Here is a 21,614-nt window from a genome sequence, read left to right as displayed (position 1 = left end):
TGACACTTACTCCAGGTTTGCGTGCAATGCGCGCATGCCTTCTTCTGTCAGGCCTTTAGCGTGGATCAATTCAGAAATGGCGCCTTCCAGGAATACCAGGGTAGACAATTCAAATTGACCGCCCATAGGCATGCCTTTAACCAATGGGAAGCTGTCATCTTGACCGACTTGAACAACCAGATCAGCCACATCAGCCATGGCTGAAGTTTTCTTCATGGAAATAACCACCAGTTTGGCGCCCACTTCTTTGGCTTTTTTCACGAATGGCAACAAGGTTGCTGTACCGCCGGAACCTGAAACCAGGATCAGCAGATCACCTTTTTTGATCGCTGGTGTCACCACTTCGCCGATCATGTAAACGCTGTAGCCAGAGTGTACCAAACGCATTGCAAAGAAGCGTGATACCAGCAGTGAACGACCTGCGCCACCGATAAATGTTGAACCAGCCTCTTCAACCAGTTTCAGCAATTCAGCCGCTTTTGACTTGTCAGTCACGTCCAGAATACGCTTTAAGTTGTCCAGAATAAATTGTTGATGATCCATGTTTTGTCCTGTATTCAAAAAGTTTAATAAAAAACCCGACTCATTGCTGGGTCGGGTTTTTTGTCTCGCTGATCAATAATTACTTATTGATACTTAACTGAATTAAGCGTGAGCGATAGCAGTGATTTCTGCAGCAGCAGCAGCTGGGTCAGCAGCGCCGTAGATAGCAGCACCAGCAACGATGATAGTCGCGCCAGCGTCACGTACTTGACCTGCAGTAGCGGCTTTAACACCACCAGCAACAGAGATCTCAACGCCCAGGTTCAAACCAGCAACAGCAGCCAGGTCAGCAAAAGGAGTTTGGCCAGCAGCTTGTTGGTCCAAACCAGTGTGGATACCGATGATGTGAGCACCAGCAGCAGCAACTTCTTTAGTTTTAGCAACTTTGTCTTCAACGCTGATCAGGTCAACTTGAGCTTTTTTGCCGTATTTGTTAGCAGCTTTGATTACGCCTTTGATTGTACCGATGTCGGATACGCCCAAAACTACGCAGATGTCAGCACCGGCTTTGTAGAATGGCTCAGACTCGTACTCGCCTGCATCCATAGTTTTCAGGTCAACCAGGATCTTGTTGTTTGGGAACTTAGCGCGCAAAGTTTCCAGCAATTTGATACCGTTGTGCTTGATGCATGGTGTACCGATTTCCAGAATGTCAACGTGTGGAGCAACTTTTTCTGCCAAAGCGATAGTTGCGTCGAAATCCAATGAGTCTAATGCCATTTGTGTTAATGCCATGTTTTTCTCCAAAAATTAAAATTTAAATGCTATTACTAGCGTACTACCAATTCAAGCTGGTCGCTCATAGTAAGCTGGCAGCCAAAATAAGTCAATGTTGCAGGCCGATTTATGCCTGACTTAAAAGCCAAACGGGCAGGTCCCTGCCCGTTTGCATTATCGCATGGCGATATTACAGTTTTGCGGCTAATGCAGCTTCCAGTTTATTCTGGTCAGCCACGAAACCACGGATACCTTCAGCCAACTTCTCAGTGGCCATTGGATCTTGATTTAGTTCAAAACGGAACTCTTCTTCTGTCAATTTAGCTGGCAACTCTTTGGTTTTGCCGCCATCTTTCAACACTTGAACCAAAGTACCTTCAGTTGCAGCCAGGTCTTGCAGCAAGTTTGGAGAAACGGTCAAACGGTCACAACCAGCCAAAGCAATCAGCTCGCCAGTGTTACGGAAAGAAGCACCCATCACAACAGTTTTGTAACCGTGCTCTTTGTAGTATTGGTAGATCGCGCGTACAGAAACCACACCTGGGTCTGTTTCTTGTGTGTACTCAGTACCTGGGTTTTTCGCTTTGTACCAGTCAAGGATACGGCCCACGAATGGAGAAATCAGGAATACGCCAGCTTCAGCACAAGCACGTGCCTGGCCAAAACCGAACAACAATGTCAGATTACACTGAACGCCTTCTTTTTCCAGGATCTCGCCGGCTTTAATACCTTCCCAGGTAGAAGCCAGTTTGATCAACACGCGGTCTTTGCTGATGCCAGACTCTTGGTACAGGCTGATCAGTTTACGGCCTTTAGCGACCATCGCGTCGATATTGAAAGACAGACGTGCATCTACTTCTGTAGAAATACGGCCTGGAACCACTTTAGTGATTTCAGCGCCAATCAACACAGCCAGTTTGTCAGCTGCGTTTTCAATTTGTTGCTCTTTAGAACCACCTTGTGCTTTTGCGTAAGCAATGGCAGTGTCAATCAATGGTGCGTATTCTGGGATTTGGCTAGCCTTCAATACCAGAGATGGGTTTGTGGTTGCGTCCACAGGTTTAACACTTTTGATTGCTTCAACGTCACCAGTGTCAGCCACGATGGTTGTGATTGCTTTCAACTGATCTAATAAATTTGCCATGCGATTGCTCCTATAAATTGCAATAATCGTTTACGTATAGTTATACATAGAAACCTTCAACATTATAACTGAATTTATTCGAGTTAGTTAAGCGTCCTTTGCACATTCCAGCGTGTCCACTGCTTGCATCCAGCCGCCAGCCGATGCAGTTTTATTGATTAGAATCAAACAATTGCTGCCGCTTCACCAGGCACTTTTGCCTGTTTCGTCTTTTCAATATGCCCCTTTTCGGGCACAATTCACCTTTTTTGCAAGTGATTAATCAGTTAGGCATATGGGTTCTGTCACCTCTTTAAATAAAGAACAAAACCAGACTCGCTTCGCACAACTCCCTGTTGACTGGTATCTGCATCCGGATGTGTATGCGCTGGAGCAAACGCATTTGTTCTCTCTGCTGCCGCAATATCTGGGGCATGAACGCATGGTTCCCAACCCGGGCGACTATCGCGCCCTGGACTGGATGCACAATGCCACAGCCCTGGTGAATCAACATGGCCAGCCACAACTGATCAGCAATATCTGCCGCCACCGGCAAGCGGTGATGCTCAATGGACAAGGCAACACCCAGCATATTGTCTGCCCGCTGCACCGCTGGACCTATGATTTGAACGGCCAGTTACTGGGCGCCCCGCATTTTGAACAAAACCCGTGCCTGCACCTGGAGAAGCAAGCCCTGACTGCATGGCAAGGCCTGCTGTTTAAAGGCAGTGACACGGCATCCAAACAAAAAGGCCTGGACATCGCCCAGTTGCTCAAGCAACTGGGCTGCAAGCAGGACTTTGACTTTACCGGCTATCACTTTGAGTCAGCCATTGTTGACCATTACGATTTCAACTGGAAGACCTTTATCGAAGTCTATCTGGAAGACTACCATGTTGGCCCGTTCCACCCTGGCCTCAACCAGTTTGTTGACTGCGGCGAATTGAATTGGGAATTTGCTGAGCATTACAGCGTGCAAACCGTCGGTTACAAACCGCTACCGGATTACAGCCTGTCACCAGTGTACAAACAGTGGCAACAAGCCGTTACCGATTACCAGCAAGGCACACCACCCAAGTATGGCGCCATCTGGTTTGTGCTCTACCCATTCCTCATGATCGAATGGTACCCCAACGTCTTGGTCGTTTCGCACATTATCCCGACCGGCACAGAGTCTTGCCAGAATGTGGTCGAGTTTTACTACCCGGAAGACATTGCCCTGTTTGAGCGTGAATATATCAAGGCACAGCAAGCGGCTTATTTTGAAACTGCGGTTGAAGACAAAGAAATTTGTCAGCGCATGCAAGATGGCCGCAAAGGTTTATTTATGCTAGGTAAAGATGAGCGCGGCCCTTACCAGCACCCGATGGAAACCGGCCTGGAACACTTCCACCGCTGGTATCGCAGACAGATGGAAGCACATCTGCCTGAACACTTGCAGCGCTAGGCAAGTTCCTTTTGTTCAAACATCGCTATACTACCTTCCGGCACCCCAAACACTGGCAGCTAGGCAGCTACTGGATGCTGCTGGCAGGTTTGGGCTTTGCCGTGATGGGCGCCTGTGTCAAAGCCGGTGCAGCGCGTTTTACCGCAAGCGAACTGGTATTCTATCGTTCAGCCTTTGGCTTGCTCATGATTGCAGCCATTGTCTGCTGGCATGGCAAACCGTTAAAAACACCATTATTAGCCATGCAAATGCGTCGTGCCCTGGTTGGTTTTACGGCCCTATTGCTGTTTTTCTATGCCATCGCGCACTTACCGCTGGCCACCGCGATCACGCTCAACTACACCTCGCCCATGTTTTTGGCACTGCTGTCACCATGGCTGCTTAAAGCAGAACGTCCACTCAGCCGCCAGCAACGCTGGAGACTGAACCTGTGCGTCATCGGTGGCTTCGCCGGGGTATGCCTGTTGTTGCAGCCCGCATTCAATAGCAACCAATTACTGGCGGGCGGCGTAGGTTTGCTGTCCGGCATAGGTGCCGCTTTCGCTTATGTGCACGTCAAACAACTAGGCATTGAAGGCGAACCCGACTGGCGCACCGTGTTTTACTTTACCCTGGTATGCACCATCGCCAGTGGTGGCTGGATGCTGATTGACCATATGGCAGTACTGCGCTGGCAGGATTTACCGCTACTATGCGGTTTAGGATTATCAGCCACCTTTAGCCAACTGGCCCTGACGCGCGCCTACCGTACTGGCAACACCTTAACCGTTGCCAGCCTGGCGTATAGCACCGTAGTGTTTGCGACCTTGATAGGCGTCATCATTTGGGGTGAGACCCTAAGCACAAACGAGATTGCTGGCATGTTGCTGATTGTGGCGTTTGGCATCTTAAGCTCACGCAGTACAAGATAAACGATTGATCCCAATAAAAAAGCCATTCTTGCAAGAATGGCTTTTTTATTTCATCCGGCTAACTTACGGCTCAAGCAGCCCGCAACGCATGGCAATCAGGGCAATCTCTGCCGAGTTTTGCGCATTGAGCTTTTGCTTGATATTGTACAAATGCGTACCCACCGTGCGCGGGCTCAGGAACAAGGTTTCAGCAATCTCGTTGGTAGATTTGCCGCGTGCCAATGACATAAACACCTCAAACTCACGCTCACTGAGCACATCCACCGGATTTTGCTCACCGGACAATTGCTGAATCGCCATTTGCTGTGCCACGCTGGCCTCGATGTATTTTTTACCCTGGGCTACACTGCGGATGGCTTTAATCAACTCTTCAGCCGCGCTGCGCTTGGTGACATAGCCCATGGCACCGGCATTGAGCACACGTTTAGGATGCACGGAATCTTCATGCGCAGACAACACCAGAATACGGGCATGATTGTCTTTGGCCAGAATGCGTTCTATGGCCTCCATGCCACCAATCCCTGGCATGGTGATATCCATGACCACTACTTGCGGATGGTGCTCGACATAGGCCTTTATCGCAGCTTCGCCGCTTTCAGCCTCCGCAATGACCTTAATTTCCTGGTCTGACTCGAGCAGCATTTTAAAGCCCATCCTGACCACTGCATGGTCATCTACCAGCATTACACTTATCACGCTTGTTTCTCCCCTGATTTATGCTGATTGCATAGGCAATCGAATTTCCAATGTGGTTCCACGCCCAGCCTCTGGTTGCGAAACCACTTTAAACTGTCCATGCAAGGCCTGTACGCGCTCGCGCATACCGAGCAACCCAAAATGTTTGCTCTGATCCACCGCATCCAGTTGCATGCCTACACCGTCATCGCAAATCATCAGGCGCAAGCCTTGCGCATCAGTCAGCATGTGCACATTGATACATTGCGCATGCGCATGTTTGATGGCGTTATTGACGGCCTCTTGCACCATGCGGTAGATATTGATATTGACGTTTTCACCCATGGGCTGAAACTCGCCTGATAAATGCAACTGAATATTCAATTCAGGATGTTGCACCTGGTAACCTGACACCATATCACGCAAGGTTTCCACCAAACCCATATTATCCATGGCTGCCGGACGCAACTGGCGAATAATATTATGCATGCCGTCGTAAATATGGTTGGCGGCAGCCACGATGGTTTGCGCATTGGCCGCAATATCTGGCGCGCTTTCTTTGGTTTTATTCACAATGGCCACGGCAAAGGTCTTAATCGCTGTCACATACTGTCCCAGTTCATCGTGCAACTCACGTGCCAGACTGCGTCGCTCGTCTTCAATGTGCTGCTGAATCAGTTGCGTCAACTGGCGGTTTTGCTCTAATTGACGCTCAGCATCCAGCGACAAGGCCATCTGGTTTAAACTGAGGCCAATTTTGTCAAACTCAGGCACTGAAAAACGCTCCAGTCGCGTGGTCAAATCGCCCTGCTCTATGCGGTTAATGGCATGCAAAATATGTCGGACCGGGCGCAAAGCGTGGCTGAGCAAGCCATACACCAACAAGTTGAGCAAGACAAAAAAACCAACGCCCATCACTATTAACTGCAGAAAGCCTGACCAGGCCTCGCGGATAGAGCCTTCGGCATTAGAGCTAATGGTTAACACGCCATAGCGCACACGCCGTGTCACGGTTTCCACCTTGGGCGCGACCAGTTTGGTAAACCACTCCGGCGGGTTGATTTCAGACTTGAAAGTTGAAGTCGGCGAAATATATAAAGGATTATTGGCGTAATCGTAGAGCTCAATGCGGCTACTGCGCACATAGCCCAGCGAACGCAGGAAATCTTGCAGCACGTAATGAGTGGGACCCAGACTGGGATTCATCGCCGAACTGACAATCACCGTATCCAGCAATTGCACCGTCACCCGCGTGGCGGCCTCTACCCGTTCACGGATGCTGTCTTTGGTATCGCGCACCAACACCACCGCGGCGGCCACCAGAAAGGCCAGCGACAGCATGGTGACTAACAAGTTGAGTCGAAAGCGTAAGCTCATGTTTTAATCGAGAATGAAAACCCAGCGTTATTAAACTGTAATACGGCCATCTATACACAGCGTAAAATCATTAAATTCACGTGTCTATGACTAATCTCTACGATTAATCTTTAATGGTGAGCTGATCCCACTCATTAGGCTTGGCCGGATACGCTAGTGGCAATTGATTCAAACTCTCCAGCAAAATCTGGGAAACCAGTAAATTACGGTTGGTTTTAGAGTCAGCAGGAATCACATACCAGGGCGCATACTTAGTGGACGTCTCTTTCAGCGCCAATTCATAAGCGTCCATATAGCGGTCCCACAAGGCACGCTCATCGAGGTCCTTGGGGTTAAATTTCCAATGCTTGGTTGGATCATCCAGACGCTCTTGCAAACGCTCCTTTTGCTCGTCTTTAGAGATATGCAGAAAGCATTTAATAATGGTAGTGCCAGTTTCACTGAGCATGCGCTCGAAGTCATTAATTTGCTGGTAACGACGTTTGCATTCTACGTCGTCTATCCAGTCATGCACTTTCACAATCAATACATCTTCATAATGGCTGCGATTAAAAATAGTCAATTCACCCTTGGTCGGCACCTGATGATGCACGCGCCACAAATAATCATGCGCCAGCTCATCCGCACTTGGCGCCTTAAAGCTGGCCAGGCGAATACCTAAAGGATCACAGGCGCTAAACACATGCCTGACCGTGCCATCTTTACCACTGGTATCCATGCCCTGCAAAATCAGCAAAACCTTATGCTTGCCTTGCGCATGCAGAATATCCTGCCTGAGGTTAATTTGATGGGTTAACTCGGCCAACAAACTGGCATCACTTGCTTTATCACCGGTGCGGGCAGACCGGTCGTCCGCCTTGAATTGCTTTAAGGAAAATTTTTTCGGATTAACACGGTACTGCTCTAGTGTAGCGGTCATAGACATGATCTGGTAATGGCTTGTTGGCAAGTGTATCGCAGTTAAATTGCAAACACCAAGGTAGCTTAACAAACCGATAAACCGCCGCCCGGAACACCGATATAAAAAAACAGCCCCTGACGAGGCTGTTATTAGGGGAGATTTCCGTTGTTAATGATTAATTGCGGCCAAACAGTAAGCCAAACACACCACCAGACAATACACCTGAGAATGCAGAAACGATTGCCGGGCCCGATGGGCCATTTAACACCTGGCCGAGAGTGGTTGCGACACCACCAATACCGCCCACCGCCGCGATCAGTACATTGCCAGCAGCCACTGTTTCTTCAGGCATGCCAAAAAAACCAATGCCCGCACCAAAACCACCAGACACGGCATCCACTTCGACGACATTTAATTCACACATTGCCATTACATTTCTCCTTAATTGATATTAAAAATAAATTTTTCACGGCGTTAACTCAGATCGGCTAGCCAGCCACCAATGTGTTAACTTTAGTTATTTTATATGTTAATTATATCAACTATTAACATATGTGAGAATTAAATAATATTAAAAAACTAACAGGATGTTGCAGGCAATAAAAAAGCCAGCTTCTGCTGGCTTTTTTACCGATCAATCCTAATTACTTGCTGGAACGCTTACGCTCATGCTCCAACAGGAAGCGTTTACGCAGGCGAATTGTTTTTGGTGTAATCTCGACCAATTCGTCATCATCAATAAATTCCACAGCACTTTCCAGGCTGATGGAGATAGGCGGCACCAAACGCACCGCTTCATCAGTACCGGAGGCGCGCACGTTGGTTAACTGTTTACCCTTGATCGGGTTAACCACCAGGTCATTGTCACGGCTATGGATACCGATAATCATGCCTTCATACAAACGGTCACCCGGGCTGGAGAACATTTTGCCGCGGTCTTGCAGTTTCCATAAAGCATAAGCCACCGCTTCACCCTGCTCGGCTGAAATCAGCACGCCATTACGGCGGCCTGGCATATCGGCTTTCAATGGTGCGTATTCGTCAAAAATATGCGCCATCAAACCGGTACCACGGGTCAGTGTCAAAAACTCGCCCTGGAAACCGATCAGGCCACGCGCTGGAATACGGTATTCCAAACGTGTACGGCCATTACCGTCAGACTCCATATTTGACATTTCACCACGGCGACGACCCAACTCCTCCATCACCGCACCCTGGTTTTCGTCTTCCAGGTCCACAGTCAGGATTTCATATGGCTCACATTTTTCGCCATTGATTTCTCTGAACACCACGCGTGGTTTACCCACGGCAATTTCAAAACCTTCACGACGCATGTTTTCCAGCAAAATAGTCAGGTGTAACTCACCGCGGCCGGATACACGGAATACATCCGTATCTTCAGTATCTTCAACACGCAAAGCCACGTTAACTAGTAACTCTTTAGTCAAACGGTCACGGATCTGACGTGAGGTAATAAATTTACCTTCTGTACCAGCCAATGGTGAAGTGTTCACCATAAAGTCCATGGTCAGGGTTGGCTCATCTACACCCAAGTGTGGCAAACCAACTGGCTTGTCGCGATCACAGATCGTAAAACCGATACCGATTTCTTCAATACCTGAAATGATGACGATGTCACCTGCTTCAGCTTCGTCTACCGGCACGCGCTCCAGGCCTTTAAAACCCAGCACCTGGTTAATACGGCCTTGTGCTACTTGTTCATCTTCGCGCATCACGGCGACGACCTGGCCTGGCTTGATACGGCCATTGGTCACACGGCCAACGCCCAGGCGACCAGTATAAGTAGAATAATCCAAGGCAGAAATTTGTAGTTGCAATGGTGCTTCGCTATCACCTTTAGGTGGCTCAACATGGCTTAAAATGGTGTCAAACAAAGCACGCATATTGTCTGAAGGTTTGCTCATGTCTAAGGTGGCAAAACCATTTAAGGCTGAGGCGTAAACCACCGGAAAATCCAGTTGCTCATCGGTGGCACCCAGGTTGGCGAACAGATCAAACGTATGGTTAATCACCCAATCAGGACGCGCACTTGGACGGTCAACTTTGTTAATCACCACAATTGGCTTCAAACCCAGGGCCAGTGCTTTTTTGGTCACAAAACGCGTTTGTGGCATTGGGCCATCCACGGCATCCACCAACAACAATACGCCATCCACCATGCCTAATACGCGCTCTACCTCGCCACCGAAGTCGGCGTGGCCCGGTGTGTCGACGATATTAATATGTGTGCCTTCGTAGGTTAAAGCAGTGTTTTTGGCCAGAATCGTAATGCCGCGTTCTTTTTCCAGATCGTTGCTATCCATCACACGCTCAGTCACCGCTTGGTGTGAGGCAAAAGTACCTGACTGTTGAAGTAGCTTGTCAACCATGGTTGTTTTACCGTGGTCAACGTGGGCGATAATTGCGATATTTCTAAGGTTGCGTGCCATGTGAACTGCCATCTGTTTGGAAAGGGCGCGATTTTATCACAAATCAACTTAAATATTTGACTTTTAAAATAAAGTGGCTATACTGCGAGCAACTTTAAAACACGGCTGGTACTAGACCCGCCACATTTGTTTTAAATTCATTGCCCTGACCTGTCGATAACTCGCGAAATTTTGAGGTTATCATCTTTAGATGAAGTCTTAATGACACCATCTTCTTTTATCGGTTAGTGGCCATGCCCAAGCGCCGGTAAAAGCATCCAATCTTAAATGTTGCTTTGGCTTAGTTGATATTGCACCACTCGCATTCTTGAGTGCCATGCTGCTTCATTGGCTTTGCTTTATTGCTTTACTTGCGCCCTTTTTAATTGTTGATGAAAGGGACATTCCTTGTCTTTTGCAGATTTAAATCTCGACCCCTCCATTTTGCGCGCATTGACCGACGCAGGCTATGAAAACCCAACACCTATTCAGGCGCAATCTATTCCTGAAGCTTTGCAAGGCCGTGACATCATGGCCTCTGCCCAAACCGGCACTGGTAAAACCGCTGCCTTTACCCTACCAGCATTAAACCTGCTGGCGACACAACACCCTGTTCGCAGCCGCGGTCCACGTATCCTGGTGCTGACACCAACACGTGAGCTGGCAGCACAAGTGAATGATGCTGCACGTAAATACGGCAAGTTCTTACGCGCCCGCTGCATCAGCATCGTTGGTGGCATGCCTTACCCATTGCAAAATAAACTGCTGTCACAGCCACTGGACATTCTGGTTGCAACGCCAGGCCGTTTTATTGATCATCTGGAACGCGGCCGTATTGATTTGAGCCGTTTGCAAATGCTGGTACTGGATGAAGCTGATCGTATGCTGGACATGGGCTTTATGCCTGATGTTGAGCGCATTTGTGAAGCATTGCCTGCCGAGCGCCAAACCTTGCTGTTCTCAGCGACACTGGATGGCATTATGGATATCGGCAAACGTTTCTTGCGCGACCCACTGACAATTCAGGTGGCAGGCCAGAAAGAAAGACACGCCAACATTGAGCAACGTTTGCACTTTGTGGATGACATGAACCACAAAAACAAACTGCTGGAACACTTGCTGATTGCACCAGATGTCAACCAAACCATTATTTTCACCAGCACCAAGCGTCACGCTGACTTGCTGGCTGAAGACCTGTATGCCGCTGGCCACAGCACAGCAGCCCTGCATGGTGACATGACGCAAGGTGCGCGTAACCGCACTTTGACCAAACTGCGCCATGGTGACGTGAAAGTACTGGTTGCAACCGATGTTGCAGCCCGTGGTATCGACGTTCAAGGGATCTCACACGTCATTAACTATGACCTGCCGAAATTTGCAGAAGACTATGTACACCGTATTGGCCGTACCGGCCGCGCCAACAACACTGGCGTAGCGATTTCATTTGCCTCTAACGCTGACCGTCACCTGTTGCGCAAAATTGAGCAATACACTGGCCAAAAGCTGCAAGCTGAAGTGATTGCAGGTTTTGAACCAAAACGTGCTGCGCGTATGGATGATGGTGGTGATGGCAAACGTGGCGGCAGACGCAACGGCAAACCACAGGGCAAAGGCGGTTTCCGCCGTGACGATAGACCAGGTCAGAACAAATCATTTGGTGAACGCGTCGCCCGTGAAGGTAACCGCGAGAACAATCGCGATGCACAGGCCAACAAGCCACGCGCACCACGCACAACCGAGCCAAAACAGGACAAAGAAGTCAACGGTAACAGCAAGCACTATAATAAAGATACCGACTTCCAGTTTGCACGCGCATTGGCTGACGAATTTGGTCAACGCCGTCCACGTCCGGCAGGCAACAACCAGGAGCGTTTTGGCAACCCTAACGGTAGCCGTGGCAATAACAAACCACGTCCGGCAGGCAAGTCATTTGGCGACAATGGTGGTGCCAAACGCCCACGTTCATTTGCCTAAGACTCGCCTATGTCTGAGCAAACCACAGTAGATTTTCGTGCGCTCGGCCTGGCCGAGCCGCTGTTAAAAGCGATTGATGAGTCTGGCTATACCACACCAACGCCGATTCAAGCGCAGGCCATACCGCTGGCTTTACAGCGTATGGACTTGATGGCAGGTGCGCAAACGGGTACCGGCAAAACGGCAGCGTTTTCTTTGCCGATTTTGCATACCCTGCTGCCGCTTTCCAGCAGCAGTACTTCGCCTGCCAAGCACCCTATCCGGGCGCTGGTATTGGCCCCTACGCGTGAATTAGCGATACAGGTCTATGACAACATCAAAACCTACGCCAAACACACGCATTTGCGTAGCCTGGTGGTGTATGGCGGCGTGGATATCAAAACACAAACGCCTATCCTGAAAACAGGCGTGGAAATTTTGGTGGCCACACCTGGCCGCTTGCTGGACCATGTTGAGCAAAAAACCTTGTCTTTGAGCCAGGTGCAGTTTCTGGTGCTGGACGAAGCAGATCGCATGCTGGACATGGGCTTTATGCCTGACTTGAAACGCATTCTGGCATTGCTGCCTAAACAGCGTCAGAACCTGATGTTCTCAGCGACTTTTTCTGATGAAATAAAAAAACTGGCGGATGCCTTTTTGAACAACCCGACCTTGATCGAAGTGGCGCGCAGCAATGCGACCAATGACAATGTCGAGCAAAAAGCGTATCTGGTGAATAGCGACCAGAAACAGCGCTTCCTGGTGCAGCTACTCAAGCAATACGCCAACCAGCAAGTGATTGTATTCACGAAAACCAAGCTCTCGGCCAGCAAGCTGGCGCGTGCGCTGGAACGTGACCAGATTCCATGCAGTGCGATTCATGGCGACAAGTCCCAAAAAGAACGTATTGAAGCCCTGGACGCGTTTAAAGCAGGCACTATTCACGCGCTGGTTGCCACCGATGTGGCGGCACGCGGACTGGATATCAGTGACTTGCCACTGGTGGTTAACTATGAAATCTCGACTGCACCGGAAGACTATGTGCACCGGATTGGTCGTACCGGCCGCGCAGGCGCCAAAGGGATTGCCATCTCGCTGATCGACGAAGATGAAACCAAATACTTCGACGACATCGAGAAGTTGATTAAAAAGCAGATTCCAAAAGAAAAAGCCACGATCAACACCGCTAGCCGACCACGCACGTCAAAAGCCACAAGCGCAGACGAAGGCTGGTTCCAGCAACCTTATCAACCTGCGGCAGCGGCAGCACCAAAAGAAGTGCCAGCCAAGCCCTCTACTGCCAAGCGTAAAGTCGTTGCAGCCCTGCTAGGAGGCTTTGGTTTTAAGGCCACACCGCAGACACGCAATCAGGCCAAGCGCGGCACAGGGAATAAACCGCGGCAGAAAGCCCAGGCTAGCGACATTGCCCAGGCTGAAGTCGTAGAAGCAATCAGCGCCCAGTCGTAAAAAAGCCCCGTTCGCGGGGCTTTTTTATTGTGCAACGAAATGCGCAAGCAATATAACGATGAGGCGATCAAGGCCGCTAGCCTTCGCGATTACGCATAAAGTCTGCCACGCCGTAGAGCTGGTTGGCAATATGCTTCATGAGCGACTCTTCAAACTGCAGCGTATGCATGGCTTTAATCATGCAGTACATCCACTGATCACGCGCCGACTCGTCAATCGGGAATGGCATATGCCGCGCCCGCAAGCGCGGATGGCCATAGCGCTCAATATATAACTGCGGGCCGCCGGTCCAGCCCATTAAAAACATAAACAGCTTCTCTCTGGCCTCGGTTAAATCCGGCTGATGAATGGCGCGTAAACCAGCCGCTTTAGGGTCTGTATCCATGGTGTCGTAAAAGGTCTCGACCAGGTTGCGTATGGTTTCAGCGCCCTTTTCAGCCCCGCCCAGCCATTCAAACAAAGATTGTTTGGCCGCATTAGGCTCTTGTATCTCTAATGCCATGCTATTAGCCTGCGACTTTTGGCGTCACCAGAGCAGCCGCTTGCTTGGCCAATTCACGCGCCGCTTCGGTATTGTCTGCTGTTGCCAGCGCAACCCCCATGCGGCGGCGCACAAATGACTCCGGTTTGCCAAACAGGCGAACTTCACTATTGGGCACAGACATCGCAGCTTCCAGGCCATGATACTCAAGTGCCTGTGCATCTGCACCGCCATAAATCACGGCGCTGGCCCCAGCTTCGCGCTGCGCCACATCTACCGGCAAGCCTAAAATCGCACGTGCATGCAATTCAAATTCATTCAGGCGTTGCGTACACATGGTCACCATCCCCGTGTCATGCGGGCGCGGGCTAACCTCAGAGAACCAGACCTGCTCCCCTTTGACAAACAACTCGACGCCAAACAGGCCTTGTCCGCCCAAAGCATCGGTCACTTTTTTGGCAACGTCTTGTGCATTTTTTAACGCTTGCGGATGCATGGCTTGTGGCTGCCAGCTTTCTACATAATCGCCCTGCTTCTGCACATGACCAATCGGCGCACAGAAGTGTGTTTCAATCTGGCCAGATACATTTTTAGCCCGCACCGTTAACAAGGTGATTTCATAATCAAAGTCAATCTGGCCTTCTACAATCACCACGCCCTGATTCACGCGGCCGCCACTGGCGGCATATTCCCAGGCAGTTTTCACCTCAGACGCTTGCGTAATACGAGACTGGCCTTTGCCTGATGAAGACATGGTGGGTTTGATAAAACACGGATAGCCAATACCGCCGTCAATCGCGGCCTGTAGCTCGGCTTCTGAGCGTGCAAAAGCGTACGGCGACGTTGGCAAACCTAATTCTTCAGCCGCCAGTCGACGGATACCTTCACGGTTCATGGTCAATTGCACCGCACGCACCGTAGGCACCACGGTCACACCCGTCGCTTCGATTTCAGCCAATGCTTGCGTATTCAATGCCTCGATTTCAGGCACAATATAATGTGGCTTTACCTGATTCACCAGGGCTTTTAAAGCCGTGGCATCCGTCATGTCAATGGCGTAAGCATGATGCGCAACCTGGTGTCCCGGTGCATGCGCATAACGATCCACCGCAATGACTTCCACCCCCAAACGCTGCAAGGCAATAATCACCTCTTTACCAAGCTCACCACTGCCTAACAACATGACTTTGGTCGCATTTGCGCTCAACGGGGTACCAATCATTTTCAGCTCCACTGTAAAAGTGCAATGATACCATGGGCGATTTCGCTGGCGCCCGATCAGGATTGATTTATGTCACAAGACAACCACGCGGCAAAGCCCAGGCCAATAACAAAAAACCTCGCTAAAGCGAGGTTTTAAATACAGTAACATGCCATTAACGCGACTTACGTTTCGCTAATAGGCTGATCGCCGCCAAACCGGCAAACAACATGGCGGCATTTTCAGGCTCAGGCACAGTCGTCACATTGACCGCAATCTTGCCGGCATTGTCGCCGAAATTTGAATCCCAGTAATACAACTTTAGTACACCACTCTCAGCCGCAACGCCACTATAACTGGTGCCTAGCGCGATATAAGTACTGCCGATGCGGCCAACCAGCTGGCCGAAATTGGCTGTAAAACCATCCATCGTCACTGGGCCATAGTTAATTCCGATCAACGTACCCACCGCCTCACCGGAATCATCCGTTGCCGTGGCATACAAATTACCATTTAAGCCATCGGCAGTAGAAAATCTTGGCAATGCGCCAGCACTCCACAAATCATCGACACTTACAGAAATATTGAACACATCGCCTGCGTTCAGCGTAATCGTATCCAGGCCACTGCCTACACCTTGAGCAATACTGTTGTCATAAGCATCCACATTGTAAGTGGCTGCATACGCCTGATGACTAACTGTTAATGCGAGCAACAATGCACTACATAATCGACTGACTGACATACCCCGCTCCTCATCAAATATTATAGAAATGTTTAATGACGTTATGCTCAATCCTGAGCGTTGTCAATAGCCCATCAAAACCGGGCCATGACAACTAAGTCATTGAGCAAAAAGGATTCTGCGATGGAGGCGGATGCTTATTTATACTGAGATACCATGCTTGTCCATGCGATAGCGCATGGTCATTCTGGTAATGCCCAACAATCTGGCCGCTTTGGAAACATTGTGGCGTGACTGTTCCAGCGCATTCAACAGCATGGCTTTTTCCGCATCATCCAGCGTGACTTGTGCCTCGCCTTGCGTTGACGAGTTTGTATTGACTGCCGCCATCTGCGGCAGGCCCAAGTCATGCTCTGAAATCATCGCCTGCGTACACATCAACACGGCACGACTGATCTGATGACGCATTTCACGCACATTACCAGGCCAGTGATAGCCTTGTATCGCCATTAATGCCATCGCGCTAAATTCATGATGTGGCAATGCATAGCGCTTCTCGGTCATCTGCCTGAAGTAATTTGCCAGCAGCAACACATCCTGGCCACGGTCACGCAGCGGCGGCATCTGCATGGTGATGACGTTTAAACGGTAATAGAGGTCAGAGCGGAAACGTCCTTCACTGGACATCTGGTACAAATCACGATTGGTGGCCGCAATAATACGCGCCTGTACCGGGCGCTCTTTGGTTGAACCCAGGCGTCGCACCATTCTGCGCTCCAGCACATTCAGCAACTTGGCCTGTAAGCCCAAGGGCAACTCACCGATTTCATCCAGAAACAAGGTGCCATCTTCGGCAGACTCAATCAAGCCCGGACGTGAAGCCACGGCATTGGTAAATGCGCCCTTCTCATGGCCAAACAACTCGCTTTCAATCAGCTCGGCTGGCAATGAAGCACAATCGACATGCACAAACGGTTTGTCATGATTGGCACAACTGGCGTGCAAGTAGCGCGCGACTACATCTTTTCCGGTACCAGTTTCGCCGGTAATCAACACCGTTGGCTGAACAGCGTCACTCAGCGCGCTCAACTGCGCAATACGGGTAATCTGCTGCCGCACGCTTTGCATGGCAGCACTCTCACCAATCAGCTGCACAGACTCATTGACGATAGTATCGCGTTGTCTGGAGTAGTCCAGGCTGGTTTGCAAATCGGTGGTTTTCTCATTCTTTTGAATAATGAGCAGTAATTCTTCAAGGTCGATAGGCTTTTTCAAGTAGTCTATCGCACCCATTTTGATCGCATTGACCGCATCAGTCACATCGCCAAAAGCGGTCATGACGATGGTATTGATATTCTTGGCGACAAAGTCTGATAACAAATCCAGGCCATTGCCATCGGGCAGGCGCATATCCAGCAGCGCCATATCCGGTTCAAACTGTTTCACCAGCAATCTGGCATCATGCAAAGACTCTGCGTGCTCACACTCAAATCCGGCTTTTTGTAAGCGTTTAACCACCGCCTTGGCAAACAGCACTTCGTCTTCTACCAACAAGATTTTTTTCTTGAATGGTAAAAAAACCGATTTATCCGTAGATGATGAAATTTGTGAAAGCACGCTTCGTCCTTAGTTATTATTATTTAGTCACGGTCGTAACTGGCTAATGATGGTTTGGCACCAAATTCATAACGGAAGCCCAGCCAGCCAGCGCGAGGTGCACCGATCATCAGCAATTTAGAAGGTTCTTCATTGCCTGAGAACTGACCGCCCTCAATCCAGTTTTCGCCCAACAAGCCACCTGTCGCATATTCTTTGTCAAAAATATTGATGGCTTTAGCAAAGAACTGCCAGCCACTGTTACCAAAGCGATAACGAGTATCAATGTTGACGATGGTGAAGCCACCCACTTTGCCAGAGTCCTGCACGTGCTCATCATCCCCATCATTGGCGCGATGTTTGTTGTTCTCGTTACCACGTACATACACGTCTGAGTAGGTATTGATGTTGCTGCCTACCGTCCATTGTGACGTCACTTGATATTGCAAACGCAATTTCAAGGCATGCTCAGGCAAGTTAGGCAGTCGATCACCTTTACCCACCTGGATAGCGGTACCATCAGAAGACGAGTTCACTTCATTGGTGATTTCAAAAGGTGTTTGGTAAGTCGCCCGCACAAAGCTGTAGCCAACATTCCATGACAAATCACCTGTCACGCCATTTAAACCGGCATCGAGGCCAACGCGGCGGGTTTTACCAACGTTGTCAAAATAGCCCATGCCATTGGTGGCATTGGTGGCAATAAACTGAATATCGTCGTGGTTCTCAGTGCGGTAGACCGCGGTAGACCAGCGAATATTGTCAGTTAACTGGCCACGGGCACCGACTTCAAAGGTTTTAGCCACCACTTTTTTCAGCGGCGGATCCCCTGCCATCGCATTCGGCAACTTGCATGGTACAGCCGGGTTTGCGCAACCCAACTCCATAGAGGTTGGCGCGCGCATACCTTCGTTATAGCTACCATACATGGTCAACGCTTGTGTTGGCGTAAAGTTCAGGCCAACCGCCGGGTTGAGTCGGTTAAAGCTATGATCGCCAGACAATGTTTCCGGGTCAGTCACATCTGGAATCAGGCGGTCACGGTTTTCAACCTTGATATGGTTGTAGCGGCCAGACATGGTTAAATGCCATTGATCGGTCAAGGACAAAGTATCCGTGACAAATGCACCCCAACTGGTGGTTCTGCCATTCAGTTTCACTGCCGCTTCGTCACTCAACTCACCCAGTGCATCTACACCACGTGAGGCGTTAATCAAGCCATATTCGGTAGACTGCGAAAACTTGATTTTTGAAAAATCATAGCCACCGCCAACAATTAACTGGTTTTTCTTTTCAAACAGTGGTTGGTTAAAGGTCAACTGAGTATTAAAACCATGGCCTCTTTGACGCGTATTACTACGATTCAAAGCCCCTGAACAGTTTTCTTCAGAGTTGTTGCCTGCCTGGCAATCAGCAAGCGCTGTCGCCAGTTCTGCACTATCGATTTCACCATCCGCATTCAGATCCAGAGCTCCTGAGCCGTTAAAATCATCATTGACATCCCCGTTCAGGGTTTTACGGTTGGATTGACGGAAATAAACATTACCCGTCAATTGCACGTCATCATTAAACCAATGACTACCGTTCAAATTCAAGAAATTCATGCTGTTTTTGGTTTGATCTGGACGCGTATTGATGGCGCTACGGCCAAAATCCTGAATCAGCTCTTTTTGAACCAATCCATTACCAATCATATTGTTATCAGCACCGGTGTAGCTCAACTCCAGGCGCGTGGTCTCATTTTGCCAGCCCACCTTGCCAAACAGTTGCTTCACCGTGCTTGGCGAGTAATCACGCCAGCCATCTTCGTCAAAATAATTGCCTGAGATAAAGTAATCAACAGAGTTATCTTCTGACACTCCACCAAATTCGGCAGAGGTATTCTTGCGTCCCCATGAGCCAAAGCTTGACTCAATGGCGCCACCCTTATGGGTACGACCGTTTTTGGTCGTCACAGACAAAGCACCACCCAGTGTGTTCAAACCATATACGGGGTTGGAGCCCGGAATCAAATTCATGTTTGCGATCGCATTCACCGGGATCAAATCCCAGTTGACCACGTCACCAAAAGGCTCGTTAACCCGCACACCATCAACAAACACAGACAACCCTTGTGGCGTTCCTAACAAAGGAGACGCCGTAAAACCACGGAATAACACATCAGGTTGAAACGGGTTGTTCTGTGACTCATTCACGCTCACCCCCACCATATTGTTATTCATAAAATCAGCGATCGTATTGCTGTGCTGATTCACAATTTCCTTACCCTTGGCTGACTGCACGTTCGCAGGTACTTTTTCCAGTGGCAAACCCACGCCAGGCAGCGGTGTCGTCCCCACAATTTCAACCTTCTCCAACTTAACGTCTTCAGCATGCACTGCCATCGCCTGCGCTGCATAGGCAGACACAATCGCGAGCAGCAATGGCTTGATAGTATTTTTATTCATAACGAATGATCCTTTTTCCCGAGAATACTTTTATTGAATAACTTTTTACTTAAAAGTACTTATTAAGAGCAATAACTGTTCCGTTTATGCCCACTGAAAAAAGATCATTTAAATCAATTAAATAGGGGGTTCTTGGTGGATATAAACCATTAAAATGGTTCATTACAACCAATTTTATGGTTTAAATTGGTTTATTACAACCAATTTTAATTTAGCGAGGCTGAAGGAAGATTTCGAGACCGTAAGCATTACGGCCAGGGCGCCAGGCTTCATCGACTGCAATGGCAGCGAGAGCAACCAGCGTTTGTGATGTGCTAGGCTGAGTAGTGGTTACTTGAACCACGGGGTAAAAAGCACGTTGCCAGGGTGGAATCCCCAGCATTTGAAAAATCACTTTTAATTCACGTCTTGGACGTTTAGCATCGCGCTGCAACGCTTCACCGCCCATTCTGGGTGACACCAACAGCGCCAGCCCCTCTGGCAATGGAATCGGCTGGCCATAACGCTTGTTCAGCGTAATGGCTGCAGGAGCAATCCCAAGCCTGGCGAGGGCAATTCCACGCCCTTTGCTGACTTTGAATTGTACCTGCCAGTCGCCCCAGATTTGCGTTTGATGGCCCTGCCAGACGAGCGGCGTTTGCGGCAATGCGGCCGGTTTGGCGACACAATACAGGCGCTGCTGATAATGATGCAGATAAGCGCGATGATCGGCAGCCTGGCCTTGTAAGGGCAAATGTAAATAACGGTGCGGCTTCACTGAGGAAAGCTGCTTCCAGTAATCGTGCAATTGTTCTGTATTCGGCATACGCAGTTGGCGTTGCTGAAACCAGAAGCGCAACAGGTTTTTTGCACGCACGTCGCCCAGCGTGTGCAGATGCGGGATAGCGATCGACTGTCCCAGCCACTCCTCCCGCACATCGCATTGCAGCAAGTCTTGCTGCGCGAGCGTGTCTAGTAAAATTTGGGCATCTGCAAGATGACTGGCACTACGCAGCAAGGCGCTATCCAGTTGCGGGTAGCGCTCACGCAATACAGGCATGGCTTTTTGGCGCATAAAGTTGCGGTCATAGCTAATGTCGGCATTGCTTTCGTCTTCTACACATTTTAGCTGTTGGGCCGTCGCATATTGCAGTAGCTCAGCCTTGGGCACTGTTAACAGCGGCCTGAGCAAATAACGCTCAGCATCCCAATGGCTCATGGCGCTGAGGCCTTTTACCCCCGCACCACGCATCAGCTGCAACAATAAGGTTTCTGCCTGATCTTGCATGTGATGGGCCGTCACAATCGCATCCGCGGCCAATTGCTTGCGTACTCGCTCTAATGCCTGGTAACGCGCGTCGCGTGCAGCGGCCTCAACGCCCAAGCCGCTTTGCAAATCAACATGCACTTTTTCACTATAAAAAGGGATGTTGTTATCAGCACACAGCTGTTCGCACATCAGTAGCCAGCTGTCAGCATGCGGGCTGAGGCCATGGTGTACATGCATGGCAGACAAGGTAAACGATAACGGGGTCGTCAGTTGTGACAAGGTGTGCAGCAGCACAATGGAATCTACACCACCACTAAGCGCAAGCAATAAATGGGGTGGCTGAGAATGCGGGGCAGACTCCCCAGCCAGAAAGGTCTTAATGACATTTTCTAACTGAGATAGTAAAGACATG

18 protein-coding genes are annotated in these 21,614 nt (G+C 49.6%); 4 read left to right on the top strand and 14 right to left on the bottom strand.

Annotated elements, in window-relative coordinates; translation table 11 throughout:
* Positions 1–6: 6 nt before the first annotated feature.
* From hxlB to tal, 3 genes are all read right to left on the bottom strand, one after another.
* Positions 7–543 (bottom strand): 6-phospho-3-hexuloisomerase, encoded by a 537-nt coding sequence (gene hxlB / locus OH31_RS06230; RefSeq protein WP_019882223.1) that lies wholly within the window; start codon positions 541–543, stop codon positions 7–9.
* A 102-nt stretch (positions 544–645) separates the two neighbouring features.
* Positions 646–1,278, bottom strand: a complete 633-nt coding sequence (gene hxlA, locus OH31_RS06225) for a 3-hexulose-6-phosphate synthase (RefSeq protein ID WP_019882222.1) — start codon at positions 1,276–1,278, stop codon at positions 646–648.
* 172 nt (positions 1,279–1,450) lie between these two features.
* Positions 1,451–2,404 carry a transaldolase gene (gene tal, locus OH31_RS06220; RefSeq protein ID WP_019882221.1) on the bottom strand — a complete coding sequence of 318 codons (954 nt, stop codon included), beginning with the start codon at positions 2,402–2,404 and terminating at the stop codon, positions 1,451–1,453.
* 274 nt (positions 2,405–2,678) lie between these two features.
* On the opposite strand from tal, the gene OH31_RS06215 reads away from it, so the two are divergent.
* Together OH31_RS06215 and OH31_RS06210 are read left to right on the top strand one after the other, a co-directional pair.
* Positions 2,679–3,830 (top strand): aromatic ring-hydroxylating dioxygenase subunit alpha, encoded by a 1,152-nt coding sequence (locus OH31_RS06215; RefSeq protein WP_024930049.1) that lies wholly within the window; start codon positions 2,679–2,681, stop codon positions 3,828–3,830.
* 11 nt (positions 3,831–3,841) lie between these two features.
* Positions 3,842–4,741, top strand: coding sequence for a DMT family transporter (locus tag OH31_RS06210; protein WP_036298693.1), 900 nt, complete (start codon positions 3,842–3,844; stop codon positions 4,739–4,741).
* 63 nt (positions 4,742–4,804) lie between these two features.
* Here OH31_RS06210 and OH31_RS06205 read toward each other — a convergent pair whose 3' ends face one another.
* From OH31_RS06205 to typA, 5 genes are all read right to left on the bottom strand, one after another.
* A complete protein-coding gene (locus OH31_RS06205; RefSeq protein WP_024930047.1) occupies positions 4,805–5,425 on the bottom strand; it encodes a response regulator transcription factor in 621 nt (206 codons plus the stop codon).
* 30 nt (positions 5,426–5,455) lie between these two features.
* Complete coding sequence (locus OH31_RS06200; RefSeq protein WP_036298691.1) at positions 5,456–6,757, bottom strand: ATP-binding protein; 1,302 nt, start codon at positions 6,755–6,757, stop codon at positions 5,456–5,458.
* A gap of 139 nt (positions 6,758–6,896) precedes the next feature.
* Complete coding sequence (locus tag OH31_RS06195; RefSeq protein WP_024930045.1) at positions 6,897–7,712, bottom strand: polyphosphate kinase 2 family protein; 816 nt, start codon at positions 7,710–7,712, stop codon at positions 6,897–6,899.
* 157 nt (positions 7,713–7,869) lie between these two features.
* Complete coding sequence (locus OH31_RS06190) at positions 7,870–8,124, bottom strand: hypothetical protein (protein ID WP_024930044.1); 255 nt, start codon at positions 8,122–8,124, stop codon at positions 7,870–7,872.
* Between the two features lie 214 nt (positions 8,125–8,338).
* Entirely contained in the window at positions 8,339–10,144 is a 1,806-nt protein-coding gene (gene typA, locus OH31_RS06185; protein ID WP_019882214.1) for a translational GTPase TypA, read from the bottom strand.
* A 387-nt stretch (positions 10,145–10,531) separates the two neighbouring features.
* Between typA and OH31_RS06180 the strand changes: the two genes are divergently transcribed.
* The gene (locus tag OH31_RS06180) at positions 10,532–12,097 is read left to right on the top strand and encodes a DEAD/DEAH box helicase (RefSeq protein WP_019882213.1); all 1,566 of its coding nucleotides are present in this window, start codon (positions 10,532–10,534) and stop codon (positions 12,095–12,097) included.
* Positions 12,098–12,106: 9 nt separating this feature from the next.
* Positions 12,107–13,543 carry a DEAD/DEAH box helicase gene (locus OH31_RS06175; protein ID WP_024930043.1) on the top strand — a complete coding sequence of 479 codons (1,437 nt, stop codon included), beginning with the start codon at positions 12,107–12,109 and terminating at the stop codon, positions 13,541–13,543.
* Positions 13,544–13,619: 76 nt separating this feature from the next.
* Here the strand turns inward: OH31_RS06175 and OH31_RS06170 are convergent, their stop codons facing one another.
* The 6 genes from OH31_RS06170 to tilS form a co-directional block, all read right to left on the bottom strand.
* Positions 13,620–14,045, bottom strand: a complete 426-nt coding sequence (locus OH31_RS06170; RefSeq protein ID WP_019882211.1) for a group II truncated hemoglobin — start codon at positions 14,043–14,045, stop codon at positions 13,620–13,622.
* A 4-nt stretch (positions 14,046–14,049) separates the two neighbouring features.
* On the bottom strand, positions 14,050–15,246 hold the full coding sequence (purT, locus tag OH31_RS06165; RefSeq protein WP_024930042.1) for a formate-dependent phosphoribosylglycinamide formyltransferase: 1,197 nt from the start codon (positions 15,244–15,246) through the stop codon (positions 14,050–14,052).
* 154 nt (positions 15,247–15,400) lie between these two features.
* Positions 15,401–15,970, bottom strand: coding sequence for a PEP-CTERM sorting domain-containing protein (locus tag OH31_RS06160; protein WP_232411379.1), 570 nt, complete (start codon positions 15,968–15,970; stop codon positions 15,401–15,403).
* Between the two features lie 141 nt (positions 15,971–16,111).
* On the bottom strand, positions 16,112–17,527 hold the full coding sequence (locus OH31_RS06155; RefSeq protein WP_019882208.1) for a sigma-54 dependent transcriptional regulator: 1,416 nt from the start codon (positions 17,525–17,527) through the stop codon (positions 16,112–16,114).
* 23 nt (positions 17,528–17,550) lie between these two features.
* Positions 17,551–19,953, bottom strand: a complete 2,403-nt coding sequence (locus OH31_RS06150; protein ID WP_024930041.1) for a TonB-dependent receptor — start codon at positions 19,951–19,953, stop codon at positions 17,551–17,553.
* A gap of 211 nt (positions 19,954–20,164) precedes the next feature.
* Positions 20,165–21,613, bottom strand: coding sequence for a tRNA lysidine(34) synthetase TilS (gene tilS, locus OH31_RS06145; protein ID WP_024930040.1), 1,449 nt, complete (start codon positions 21,611–21,613; stop codon positions 20,165–20,167).
* Between the last annotated feature and the right edge of the window lies 1 nt (position 21,614).

It is taken from the genome of Methylophilus sp. OH31, assembly GCF_000576615.1.
In the GTDB taxonomy this organism is placed as follows: domain Bacteria; phylum Pseudomonadota; class Gammaproteobacteria; order Burkholderiales; family Methylophilaceae; genus Methylophilus.
Note: the sequence above shows the minus strand (reverse complement) of the source record. Positions and strands in the feature narration are given on the sequence as shown.